Annotated in this window: 9 protein-coding genes, 1 tRNA gene and 1 pseudogene; 7 read left to right on the forward strand and 4 right to left on the reverse strand. The window is 74.4% G+C overall.

The features are described 5' to 3' along the window. Positions 1-361: 361 nt before the first annotated feature. From E9549_RS01225 to E9549_RS01235, 3 genes are all read left to right on the forward strand, one after another. Entirely contained in the window at positions 362-577 is a 216-nt protein-coding gene (locus tag E9549_RS01225) for a hypothetical protein (RefSeq protein ID WP_236824752.1), read from the forward strand. Positions 578-693: 116 nt separating this feature from the next. Next, positions 694-1,962 carry a GAF domain-containing sensor histidine kinase gene (locus E9549_RS01230; RefSeq protein WP_236824753.1) on the forward strand — a complete coding sequence of 423 codons (1,269 nt, stop codon included), beginning with the start codon at positions 694-696 and terminating at the stop codon, positions 1,960-1,962. Between the two features lie 74 nt (positions 1,963-2,036). After that, positions 2,037-2,372 carry a hypothetical protein gene (locus E9549_RS01235; protein WP_236824754.1) on the forward strand — a complete coding sequence of 112 codons (336 nt, stop codon included), beginning with the start codon at positions 2,037-2,039 and terminating at the stop codon, positions 2,370-2,372. 455 nt (positions 2,373-2,827) lie between these two features. On the opposite strand, the gene E9549_RS01240 is transcribed toward E9549_RS01235, so the two are convergent. Continuing rightward, a tRNA-Met gene (locus E9549_RS01240) sits at positions 2,828-2,904 on the reverse strand. A 114-nt stretch (positions 2,905-3,018) separates the two neighbouring features. Between E9549_RS01240 and E9549_RS01245 the strand changes: the two genes are divergently transcribed. Then, entirely contained in the window at positions 3,019-3,558 is a 540-nt protein-coding gene (locus tag E9549_RS01245) for a hypothetical protein (RefSeq protein ID WP_236824755.1), read from the forward strand. A 151-nt stretch (positions 3,559-3,709) separates the two neighbouring features. Then, positions 3,710-4,735: an SDR family oxidoreductase gene (locus E9549_RS01250; RefSeq protein ID WP_236824756.1), complete on the forward strand. Its 1,026-nt coding sequence runs from the start codon at positions 3,710-3,712 to the stop codon at positions 4,733-4,735. Between the two features lie 6 nt (positions 4,736-4,741). On the opposite strand, the gene nrfD is transcribed toward E9549_RS01250, so the two are convergent. From nrfD to fdh, 3 genes and pseudogenes are all read right to left on the reverse strand, one after another. Further along, the gene (nrfD, locus tag E9549_RS01255; protein WP_236824757.1) at positions 4,742-5,776 is read right to left on the reverse strand and encodes an NrfD/PsrC family molybdoenzyme membrane anchor subunit; all 1,035 of its coding nucleotides are present in this window, start codon (positions 5,774-5,776) and stop codon (positions 4,742-4,744) included. Beyond that, positions 5,773-6,810: a 4Fe-4S dicluster domain-containing protein gene (locus E9549_RS01260; protein WP_236824758.1), complete on the reverse strand. Its 1,038-nt coding sequence runs from the start codon at positions 6,808-6,810 to the stop codon at positions 5,773-5,775. Before E9549_RS01260 ends, nrfD begins: the two co-directional genes overlap by 4 nt. Further along, a pseudogene (fdh, locus tag E9549_RS01265) lies at positions 6,807-10,106 on the reverse strand (formate dehydrogenase). The gene E9549_RS01260 and the pseudogene fdh overlap by 4 nt, the downstream one beginning before the upstream one ends. A gap of 181 nt (positions 10,107-10,287) precedes the next feature. Here fdh and E9549_RS01275 point away from each other — a divergent pair. Together E9549_RS01275 and E9549_RS01280 are read left to right on the forward strand one after the other, a co-directional pair. After that, on the forward strand, positions 10,288-11,766 hold the full coding sequence (locus E9549_RS01275; protein ID WP_236824798.1) for an NAD(P)/FAD-dependent oxidoreductase: 1,479 nt from the start codon (positions 10,288-10,290) through the stop codon (positions 11,764-11,766). A gap of 95 nt (positions 11,767-11,861) precedes the next feature. After that, complete coding sequence (locus E9549_RS01280; RefSeq protein ID WP_236824761.1) at positions 11,862-12,272, forward strand: phage holin family protein; 411 nt, start codon at positions 11,862-11,864, stop codon at positions 12,270-12,272.

The raw sequence follows: 12,272 nt of genomic DNA on the forward strand, positions 1-12,272 counted from the left end.
TCGTCACCCCCTGCGCACGCCCTCCAGGATCCGGCGCGCCGTTGGGTCCACCGGTACCCAGGTTCCGCCGGTCTACCAGGAAACGAGCCGCCGGGGTCGTCCGCGACGCGCGGCTGTCGGCCGGAAAGCGAGCAACATCCGTTCCAGTATTTGAAGTTCCCGCCCGTCCTGCGGTGCAGTGGCACCCAGGCGTCACGGGCCGGAAGGGATCGCGGGAACCGGCGCTCGACCCGGTCGAGCGCCGCCGAGGGGTCCGGAGCACCCGCCGTGGCTGCGGGCAGCGGAGTCGGGAGGTGGGATGACGACGAGCCGGGGTGAGTCGGGGCGGAGTCGGGGCGAGGCCGGTCAGGGACCGTGGACCGTGGGCGCCGACGACCTGGCCGACCGGGACTGGTCCGGGGAGACGGTGCAGATGCCGAGCGGCAGGCTGCACGCGGTGGTCGGTGAGGGGCTGATCGTCGGTCGGGCGGTCTGCACCGCCCCGGTGGTGCTGCTGGACCCACGGGACTGGCGCTGGCCGGACGACGGGGCCGAGGAGTGGCCGCTGTGCTGGATCTGCCTGACCCTCACCCGGTGACCCGACCTGCCGACGAGCTGCGGGCGCCGCTGCCCGGCGACGGCATGCCAGGTCGGGCTCGCAGGTCGAGCCGGGGTCCGTCACCGAGGTCGGAGCGCCGAGAAGGGGCGTGCACCATGTCCGGCGACCGAGCGCCGTTCACCGCCGGGGACAGGGAGCTGCTCAGCGCCTTCGCCGCCCCGGTCGGTGACGCGAGCGGCCGGCTGCACCAGGGCTCCGGTGCCCGTGGCGAGTGGTTGGTGGCCTCGGTGGAGGTCACCCGCGAGGTCCTGTCGGCCGGACCGGGCAGCGGGCCGGATCCCCTGCGGCTGATCGCCGAGCGGACCTGCGAGATCGGCGAGGCCGAGCTGGTGCTCGTCCTGCGGCCCACCGACCCCGCAGGCGACGAGCTGACCGTCGAGGTCGGCGTGGGCGCCGGCGCCGATCGCCTGCGGGGACGCCGCCTGCCCGTGCAGACGTCGCTGGCCGGGCGGGTGCTGACCTCCACCGAACCGGTCCGCCTGCCGCACCTGACCGACGCCGAGCTGACCGGTGAGGTCGAGCTCGGCCCGGCGATGGCCGTGCCGCTGCTGGGTTCCGGCCGCGTCCACGGCGCGCTCGTCGCGGCACGGCTCGACGGTCGTCCCGGGTTCACCGACGCAGACGCCGACGGGGCCACGACGTTCGCCCACCACGCCGCGCTGGCCCTCGAGCGCGCTGAAGCCCGGGCGCAGCACCAGCTCCACGCCCTGCTGGCCGACCGTCAACGCATCGCCGACGACCTGCACGACCACGTCATCCAGCGGCTGTTCGCCACGGGGCTGAAGCTGCACGGCGTCGCCGGTGGTGCGCTCACCGGCCGGGCGGCCGACCGGCTGCGCACTGCGGTCGACGACCTGGACGAGGTCATCGACACGATCCGCGCGGCGATCTTCCACCTCGACTCCCCGCTGCGCACTCGACGGGAAGACGTGCGCGACCGGTTGCTGCAGGTACTCGCCGACGTCCGTCCTGCTCTCGGCTTCGACCCCTCGCTGCGCATCTCCGGGCTACCGGACGATCTGCCACCCGATGTCGTCGGCGACCTGCTCGCCGTCACCCGGGAGGCGCTGACCAACACCGCCAAGCACGCCCGGGCGTCCACCGTGGACGTCGACGTCCGGACCGGCGACGGCCGGCTGACCCTGCGGGTGACCGACGACGGGAGCGGCGTGGGTGACGCCACCCGGCGCAGCGGCCTGGCGGGCCTCCGGCGCCGTGCCGACGGTCACGGCGGCGCCTTCCACATCTGCCCCGCCCACCCCCGGGGCACGCGGCTCACCTGGTCGGTGCCGCTCGGCCGGCGCCACGGCCCGGACCACGTCGGCACGCCGCCGGTCGCCGGTACCCGATCGGGGCCGCGATGACCAGGGCCGATGGCGCACGGCCCGGGTGCCCCTGCGACTGGCGAACCGGAACATGCGGGAAGGAGTGTGGGTCCATGGAGATCGGGGCCACCGCGATGCTGCCCTGGGACGACGCCGCCGCGGCCCGCTCGGCGCTGCGCACGCGGCTGCGTGACGTCGTCGAACGCCGCGAGATCCCGGAGAGCGCGCTGGACGGGGCCACGATGCTGGTCGCCGGACCGGTCACCGTCACCGATGCCGGGGGCCGTACCTGGTTCCAGTGGGTGGCGACGCTCAGGATGCCGTCGGCGGCCGCAGCCGCCCCGCTGCCGTCCGACCCCACCGCCGTGGAGGACCCACCCGCTCCGGGCGGTCCGGCTGCCCGGCCGACCGTGGACGACCTCCGCCTGCTCCGGCATCGCGTCGGCTGACAGTGAGGTGTAGGCGGACGGGGTCACCCCGGCTGGTCGGACTCCTCGGCTGACCGACGCTTGGCCGTCTGGGACCGGATTCGTCGATCGGTGCGGGGTGGCCCCGTCCGCTGCACGTCACCGGAATCGAGCTCCGAGGCGACCACGCCACCGGCGTGCTCACCGCCGACGGGCATCGGCTGCTGGTTGTGCCACGGCGGACGACCGGCACTCCCCGCTCCCTCTGCCGACATCCTGCCCGCGACCCGACGCCGGAACCCACGTGCTGGTCCCGGTCCACGACCTGCACATCCGCGTCATCGACACCGCCACCGCCACCGGCGAGCAACTGCGCGCGCTCACCCTCGGTCCGCCCCTCGACCACCAGCCGACCAGCCGGACCCACCTCGGAAAAGCGCTAGCCCGGGCCCACTTCCGTGGGGCCCGGGCTATGCCGATGTCCTGCGACATCACAGTGGTAGCGGGGACAGGATTCGAACCTGCGACCTCTGGGTTATGAGCCCAGCGAGCTACCGAGCTGCTCCACCCCGCGTCGGTCTCCCCACCGTACACCCCTGCGTGCCACGGCGGGTCCCCCGGCGGGACCTCGCGCGGAGCACCCCCGCGACCGCGACACTGGTCCCAGCCGCTCTCCCCAGGAGGTCCCGTGTCCCGTCCCCCCACCGGCCTGCACAACGTCGATCTGCTGGCCGTCTACCTCAACGACCACCTGGCCGCCTCGATCGGGGGCATCGAGCTCGTGCGGCGGATGATCGGCGTGCACGGGGGCACGCAGTACGAGCCCCCGCTCCAGCAGCTGCTGACCGAGCTGCACGAGGAGAACGCCGCGCTCCGGGCGATCATGGACGACCTGGGGCTCCCCGTGCAGCGGCACAAGCAGGTCGCGCTCTGGCTCGGCGAGAAGGTCTCGCGGCTGAAGCTCAACGGCCGCCTGCTCTCCCGCTCCCCGTTGAGCGACCTCGTGGAGTTCGAGTTCCTCGCCTCCGCCGTCCGGGCCAAGCGCAGCGGCTTCGAGAGCCTCCGCGAGGTGGCCGACGCCGACCACCGCCTGGACGCCGACCGGCTCGACCAGCTCGTCGAGCAGGCGAACCGGCAGCACGCCTGGCTCACCACGACCCGGCGCGAGGTCGCCGCGCGGTTGTTCGGCGGGAACGCCCACGCACCTGACGCGGCCGCCGGCGACTGAGGCTCCCCGCGCCCTGCTCGACGACCCGGTCGGCCGCCGGGACGGGTTTGCGGTCCGCGCCCGGCGAACACACCGATGGGGACCGAAGGCGCCGAGGGGCGCTGCACCCACGTGGCGCGGCGGGCCGCGCCCACCACGGGAGGGAGCTGCCGTGCGCGGAACGGACGGAGCCGGGACCGGTCAGGTCGTCGTCGTGACCGGCGCGAGCGGGGGGATCGGCCGCGCCGCCGCGGTCGCCTTCGCCCGCAGGGGGGACCGGGTCGCCCTGCTGGCCCGGGGTGAGAAAGGCCTGGCCGGGGCCGCCGCGGACGTCCGGGAAGCCGGCGGTACCCCGCTGGTGGTCCCGGTGGACGTCGCCGACGCGGCGGCCGTCGAGGCGGCGGCGAACCGGGTGGAGGAGGAGCTCGGGCCGATCGACGTCTGGTGCAACGTCGCCTTCAGCACGGTGTTCGCGCCGTTCGACGAGATCACCGCGGAGGAGTGGGAGCGCGTCACCCGGGTCACCTACCTGGGGTTCGTGCACGGCACCATGTCGGCGCTGCGGCGGATGAGGCCACGCGACCGCGGGGTGATCGTGCAGACCGGCTCGGCGCTCGCCTACCGCGGCATCCCCCTGCAGAGCGTCTACTGCGGGGCCAAGCACGCCATCAAGGGTTTCACCGAGTCGCTCATGACCGAGCTGCGGCACGACGGCAGCAACGTGCGCGTCACGATGGTCAACCTGCCGGGGGTGAACACCCCGCAGTTCGACTGGGTGCTCAACAAGCTGCCCGAACGGCCGCAGCCGGTGCCCCCGATCTACCCGGTCGACACGATGGCCTTGGCGCTCGTGCACGCGAGCGAGCACCCCCGGCGCCGTGCGTGGTGGGTCGGCAACCCGACCGTCTGGACGATCGTCGGCAACAAGGTCTGGCCCCAGTTCATGGACTGGTACCTCGCCCGGAACGGGTACGAGGGGCAGCAGCGCGGCGAGCCCGCTTCGCCGGGCGACCCGGTCAACCTCTGGGAGCCGGCCGACGGGCCCGACGGGCGCGACTTCGGGGCCCGGGGCAGCTTCCGGCACCGGACACGGGACCGGGATCCGCAGATCTGGGCCTCCCGCCACCACGGGACCCTCGCCGCACTCGGCGCCGGGGCGGTCGCCTCGGGGCTGGCCGCCTGGCGCCGGGCGCGCTGACGGCCCTCAGGACGGGGCGCCGGCGGCCGCGGCGTCCCGCTCGGCCGCGCGGGCCCGCTGCGGCTCGACGGTGTACTTCGGGTCCCGCGCGCTGGCCAGGCCGGCGTCGAAGACGCCGAAGCGGGTGACCGCCGAGCCGGCCGCCAGGAGGGCCCCGCCGAGCAGCGCGGGGACCCGCCGCCGGCCGGCGGCGAGGGTCAGCGCCGTCCCGGTCACCGTGCAGGCGCGGGCCGCCCGCAGCAGCCGGCCCGCCCGTCCGGTGCGGTACGGCTCGCTCACCAACCCGTGCCCGTGCTCGATGCGGTGCATGGCGGCCAGCTCGACCAGCGCACCCGTGACGGCCACCTGCCGGGCAGGCCCGGCCTCCTCCGCGGGGCTGCAGGCGACGGCGATGCCGCCGCCCGCGGCCATCGCCGAACCGGCGAACGCGAACGGCAGTTCGCGGTGCGCCTCGTGCCAGGACGGCACGGCGGTGTCGGCGAGCAGCGCGGCGGTGTAGGTCGTCATCGGCCCGCCGAGCGCCGCCGCCCCCAGCCCGGTGAGCAGCCGCAGCCGCGGGAAGCGGCCGAGCAGGTGGGCACCGGCCGTCGCCGTGGTCAGCGCGCTGAACGGCGCCAGCACCCACGACCCCACCGACAGCGGCGAGGTCGGCTTGAAGACCCGCAGCATGTTGAGGAACCGCGCGGGCCGGCCCAGGTCGTGGATGAGGAAGCCCACCGACGTGAGCGCTCCGCCTCCCGCGGTCAGGTGCGCCGCCCGGGCCAGGGCCGGGCGGCCGGTCAGCTCCGCCATGGTCCCCAGCAGCGCCGAGGTACCCGCCGCCCCGCCGAGGAAGAGGTACAGCGGCACGTCCGGCGTCTTCCACACCGGCGGCTTGATGACCGGGCGCCCGTAGTAGGAGGTGAACTCGGCCTCGCCCACCACCGACTCGCCGGGGCGGGGCGGCCGGCCCCCCGACCGGCGGCGCCGCTCCCGGTCCTGCGCGGGCGGGCCGTCCGCCCGGCGCCAGGCGGCCCCGGGGACGCCCTCGGCCGCCGTCACCGGCGTCGTCCCGCGAAGGCCGAGGCCACCACGCCGACGACCAGCGCCGCACCCGCCGCGACGTGCCGCCACATCGACGGCAGGTCACGCGTGGTCACCACCGGGTCCGGCGGCAGGCCGTAGACCTCCGGTTCGTCCAGCAGGAGGAAGAACGCGCCCGCTCCCCCCACGCCGTCGTCCTCGTCGTGCCCGTACAGGCGGGCGCCCTCGACCCCCTTCTCCTGGAGTGCCGCCAGCCGGGCGTCGGCACGGGCCCGGAGCTCGTCGAGGTCGCCGAACTGGATGGACTCGGTGGGGCAGGCGCTCGCGCACGCCGGCTGGAGCCCGTCGGTCAGCCGGTCGTAGCACAGGGTGCACTTGAACACCCGGCCGTCGTCCTGCCGCTGGTCGATCACGCCGTAGGGGCAGGCGGGCACGCAGTACCCGCAGCCGTTGCAGATGTCCTCCTGCACGACGACGCTGCCGAACTCGGTGCGGAACAGCGAGCCGGTCGGGCAGACGTCCAGGCAGGCGGCGTGCGTGCAGTGCTTGCAGACGTCGGAGCTCATCAACCACCGGATCTCCCGGTCGCCCGACGTGGTCTGCTGGGGTGCGCTCTGCTCCGCCGTGGTCGACGACGCGGGCACCCCGGGGTGGACGACCGGCGGATCCGCCAGCGGGCGCTGCCCACCGGCGCTGCCCGGCGCACCGACGGTGGGCATCGGCAGGTCGACGGCGCGGCTCTGCTCGACGAAGGCGACGTGCCGCCAGCTGTTGGCGCCCAGCATGCCGGTGTTGTCGTACGAGGCCCCGGTCAGCCCGAGCTGGGCCCGGTTCCCCTCGGCGTCGTCCATCGGGAGGGTGTTCCACTCCTTGCACGCCACCTCGCAGGCCTTGCAGCCGATGCACACCGAGGTGTCGGTGAAGAAGCCGACCCGGGGCGGGTGGTCCTCGCCGTAGCCCCGCTCACCGGCGACGTCGGGGACCGGCCCGAACAGCCGGTTGCGCGGGTCGTCGCCGGAGAACGCGGTGCTCGCCGAACTGATCGTCGTCATGACCGCTCCTCGATCGGGGCCCGGCCGTTGGGCCCGAGCCGTCCGCTGGCGACGCCGGCCCGGCGGCGGTGCTCCTCCACGAACTCGACCAGCGCCGGTCCGCGGGGCCGCCGCCCGGGCCGGATGTCGCAGGTGGCCACCTTCGACTCCTGGATGTGCACGTTGGGGTCCATCACGACCCCGAGCAGCTCGTTGGCCGAGTCACCGGTGGTGATGCCGTTCTGCCCCCAGTGGTATGGGATGCCGATCTGGTGCACCTCGCGGCCGGCGATCCGCAGCGGGCGCATCCGCTCGGTGACCAGCACCCGCGCCTCGATGGCGTTGCGGGCGCTGACCAGCGTGGCCCAGCCCATGTGCTCCAGCCCGCGCTCGGCGGCGAGCTGGGGGCTCACCTCGCAGAAGAACTCGGGCTGCAGCTCGGCGAGGTACTCCAGGGTGCGGCTCATCCCGCCGGCGGTGTGGTGCTCGGTGAGCCGGTAGGTGGTGACGACGAACGGGAAGACCTCGCTCATCGCCGGGTTGGCCCGGTTCCAGGCGCCCCGGAGCTCCTTGCGCGCGGGGTTCGCCTGCCGCTCGTACAAGGGGTTGGGCACCGGTGACTCGGCCGGCTCGTAGTGCGTCGGCATCGGCCCGTCGGCCAGCCCCGCCGGCACGAACAGCCACGCCTTCCCGTCGCCCTGCATGATGAACGGGTCGGTGCCGGAGAGGGCGTCCTCGGCGGTCGCCCCCTCGTCCGGGACGTGGTCGGGCCGCTTGGTGGCCTGGAAGTCCGGGACGTCGGGCCCGGTCCACTTCCCGGTGTCCTCGTCCCAGTACACGTACTTCTTGCGCTCGCTCCACGGGCGCCCCTGGGGGTCGGCCGAGGCGCGGTTGTACAGCACCCGGCGGTTCATCGGCCACGCCCAGCCCCACTCGGGCGCCACCAGGTCCTGCTCCGTGCGCGGCTTCTTCCGGTTCGCCTGGTTCACCTCGTCGGCGAAGACGCCGGAGTAGATCCAGCACCCGCAGCTGGTCGAGCCGTCGTCGGCCAGCTCGGTGTACCCGGACACCGCCGTGCCGTCCGGCCCGGTACCGCTGATCTCGCGGAGCACCGCGTGCGCGCTGGGTTCGTCGTGGGGCCCGTGCGTCGGGTAGTCCCAGGTGAGCTCGAGGACCGGCCGGTCGCGGGGGTCGGTGGAGCCGGCGAGCTTCTCGCGGATGGTGCGGCCGAGGTGGAAGTAGAACCAGAGGTCGCTGCGGCAGTCCCCCGGCGGCTCCACCGCCTGGGAGTGCCACTGCAGCAGCCGCTGGGTGTTGGTGAACGAGCCGTCCTTCTCCACGTGCGCGGCCGCGGGCAGGAAGAAGACCTCGGTGGGGATCTGCTCGGTGACCAGCTCGCCGGTCTCGATCTCGGGGCCGTTCTGCCAGAAGGTCGCGGACTCGATCATCTGCAGGTCCCGGACGACGAGCCACTCGAGGTTGGCCAGCCCCAGCCGCGACATCTTCCCGTTGGCGTTGCCCACGACGGGGTTCTCGCCGACCAGGAAGTAGCCGGGCACGGTGCCCTGGATCTGCTCGGCGATGGTCGTGTAGTTGCTGTGGTCGCCGGTCAGCCGCGGCAGGTGGTCGAAGCAGAAGTCGTTCTCCGGCTGCGCGGCCTCCCCCCACCAGGCCTTGAGCAGGCTGACGGCGTACTTCCGCATGTTGCCCCAGTAGCCGACCGAGCCCGACGCCTCGGCGACGAAGTCGTCCAGGTCCCGGTCCTCGCGGGCGTGCGGCATCGGGATGTACCCGGGCAGCAGGTTGTACAGCGTCGGGATGTCGGTCGACCCCTGGATGCTGGCGTGCCCGCGCAGGGCGAGGATCCCGCCACCCGGCCGGCCCATGTTGCCCAGCAGCGCCTGCAGCACGCTCGCGGCGCGGATGTACTGCACACCCACGGTGTGCTGGGTCCAGCCGACCGAGTAGACGAAGGCGCTGGTGCGCTCGCGCCCCGAGTTGCTGGTCAGCGCGTCGGCCACCTTCAGGAACACGGCGGGCTCGATGCCGCAGACCTCCTGCACCATCTCCGGGGTGTAGCGCGCGTAGTGGCGCTTGAGCACCTGGAACACGCACCGCGGGTGCTGCAGCGTCTCGTCGCGCTGCGGCTTCCCGCCCACGGGCATCCCCCCGCTGCCGGCCTGCTCCGAGCTGCCCTCCGAGTGCTCCTCGGCGTCCGGTGCGCTCCCCGGCTGCCCGCCTCCCGCGGAGCCCGAGGCCCCGGGCTTGGGGGCCTGGCGCTGCCCGGCGGCGGCGGTCACCGACGTGCCCTCGTACTGCCACGTCGTCTCGTCGTACTGCCCCTTCCCGGGGTCGTACCCGGAGAACAGCCCGTCGAGGTCCTCGGTGTCCCGGAAGTCCTCGCGCAGGATGGCCGCCGCATTGGTGTAGGCGGTGACGTACTCGCGGAACTCCAGGCCGTGGGAGAGCACGTGGTTGATCAGCCCGCCGAGGAGGGCGATGTCGCTCCCCGCCCGCAGCGGCACGTGCACGTCGGCCAGCGCGCTGGTGCGGGTGAACCGCGGGTCGACGTGGATGACCGTGGCGCCCCGCGCCTTGGCCTCCATCACCCACTGGAAGCCCACCGGGTGGGCCTCGGCCATGTTGGAGCCCTGGATGACGATGCAGTCGGAGTTGGCCAGGTCCTGCTGCGGCATCGTCGCGCCGCCGCGACCGAACGTGGTCCCCAGACCGGGGACCGTGGAGGAGTGCTATATGCGCGCCTGGTTCTCGACCTGCACCGCGCCCAGGGCGGTGTAGAGCTTCTTCATGAGGTAGTTCTCCTCGTTGTCGAGGGTCGCCCCTCCGAGGCTCGCTATCCCCATCGTGCGGTTGACGCGCTTGCCGTCGACCTCGTCCTGCCAGGTCTCGCGCCGGGTACGGATGACCCGGTCGGCGATCATGTCCATCGCGGTGTCGAGGTCGAGGTCCTCCCACTCCGTCCCGTACGGGCGGCGGTAGCGGACCCTCGTCTCGCGGGTCGAGTTCGTGACGAGGTTCTTGCTGGCCGCGCCCTTGGGGCACAGCCGGCCACGGCTGATCGGCGAGTCGGGGTCCCCCTCGATCTGGGTGACCTCCCCGTCCTGCACGTACACCCGCTGGCCGCAGCCCACCGCGCAGTAGGGGCACACGCTCTGCACCACCCGGTCCGCGGTGGCCGTCCGGGGGGTGAGGGTGTCGGTCCGCCTGCTCCGGACGGCGTCGCCGCGGCCGGACCGGTCCTCGCCGGTGAGCTGCCGGACCACCGGCCACGCATCGAGCCAGGTCTTCACGCGCACCTCCTGCGGGCCCGCCCCTCGGGGAGGCGGACGGGGTGCCGGGCGTGCAGGCACGGTCTCGGGTTGCACACCACGGCCCGTTCGGCTGCCGGTCCCGACGCTAGCCACCCGCCGGGCGACCCGCACGTCCGAGCAGGTGATCGCCGCCGTCGGCTGGCCCCTGGGCAGGTCCTCGCCCAGCATGGGGACGGTGAGCGGGAAGCCGGATGCCGTCGTCGTCGGCTCGGGGCCGAACGGGCTGGCAGCGGCCCTGCGGCTGGCCGCCGCCGGCCTGCGGGTGCAGGTCCTCGAGCGCGACGCGCGGCCCGGTGGCGGGATCCGGTCGGCCGAGCTGACCCGGCCGGGCTTCCTCTCCGACGTCTGCGCCTCGGTGCACCCCATGGCCGCCACCGCGCCGTTCTTCCGCGAGTTCGACCTCCCGTCCCGCGGCGTGCGGCTGCTCCACCCGGAGATCCCCTACGCCCACCCCCTCGACGGCGGCCGGGCCGCGGTGGCCCACCGGTCGCTGGAGGAGACGGCCGACGGGTTCGGGCCCGACGGCCCCGCCTACCGCCGGCTGCTCGGCCCGCTGGTCGACGCGGGGGACGACCTGGTGGAGTACTTCCTCGGGAGCGCGCTGCGTCGCATCCCCACGCGGAGCCTCCCGGCGATGGCCTCGTTCGCCGTCAACGGCCTGCCGAACGTCCGCTGGCTGGCCCGCCGGTGGTTCCGCACCGACGCCCCGCGGGCGCTCCTGGCCGGAGCGGCAGCGCACGGGACGCTGGACCTGACCCGCGCGATCACCGGCGGGTTGGGGCTGCTGCAGGGGATGCTCGCCCACCACGGCGGCTGGCCGCTGGTCGAGGGCGGCTCGCAGCGGATGGCCGACGCGATGGTCGGCGCGCTCCGGGAGCAGGGCGGCGAGGTGGTGACCCGGCACGAGGTCACCGACCTGCGCGAGTTCGACGGCGTTCCCGCCGTCCTGCTGGACACCACGCCCCGGGCCTTCGTCCGGATGGCCGGCGACCGGGTCCACGAGGGGTACCGCCGCTGGGTGTCGCGGTACCGCCACGGCCCGGGGGTGTTCAAGATCGACTGGGCGCTGTCGGAGCCGGTGCCCTGGACCCATGCCGCCGTCCGCCGCGCCGGCACGGTGCACCTCTCCGGCGACCTCGAGGAGACGGTCGCCGCCGAGTCCGCCCCCTCCTCGGGGCGCCACACCGAGCGGCCGTTCGTGATCGCCGTGCAGCCCACCGTGGCCGATCCGACGAGGGCTCCGTCCGGCGGGCACGTGCTGTGGGCGTACGCGCACGTGCCGAACGGCTCCGACGCCGACCTCACCGACCGGATCGAGGCGCAGGTGGAGCGGTTCGCCCCCGGTTTCCGCGACACGGTGCTCGCGCGGCACACCATGCGCGCACCCGAGATGGAGGCCTACAACCCCAACTACGTCGGCGGGGAGATCTCCAACGGCGAGGCGTCCCTCCGGCAGATGCTCGCCCGCCCGGTGCCCCGGTGGAACACGTACAGGACCCCCGTACCCGGCACCTACCTGGCCTCCTCGGCCACCCCACCGGGGCCCGCGGTCCACGGCATGTGCGGCGACAACGCGGCGCGGGTGGCGCTGCGCGAGGTCTTCGGGGTGCCGACGGCGCCGCCCCTGCGACCGCCCGCGACCTGACGTCCGCGCTCGCGGTCCGGGTTCGGCGCCCGGTGCCCCCGGGTAGCGGACGCGGTGCCGCACCCGCCACCCGACCGAGCGCGAGGAGCACCGCCATGAGCGAGCCGAGCCCGAGCAGCTCCACCAGCGACCTGCTCCAGTCCCTGGGCGCCGACCTCTCCACCCTGGTCCGGAAGGAGCTGCAGCACGCCCAGGCCGAGCTGGCCGGGAAGGCACGGCAGGCCGGTCGCGCCGGCGCGCTCCTCGGCGCCGCCGGCGTCCTCGGGGCGATGGCCGTCGGCGGCTCCACCGCCCTGCTGCTGCGCCTCCTGGACCGCAGGCTCAGCCCCACGACCTCCGCCGCCCTGGCGAGCGGCCTCCTCGCCGGCGGCGCCGGTGCGCTGGCGGCCGGCGCCCTGGCCGAGCTCTGCCGGGCGTGGCCGATCGTCCCGGACGAGGTGGTGGACAGCCTCCGCGAGGACGTCCGCGCCGTCACCACCACCGAGGGCCCCCCGGCGACGGGCTGA

The sequence above is a fragment of the Blastococcus sp. MG754426 genome, from assembly GCF_021699055.1.
Taxonomy (GTDB): domain Bacteria; phylum Actinomycetota; class Actinomycetes; order Mycobacteriales; family Geodermatophilaceae; genus Blastococcus.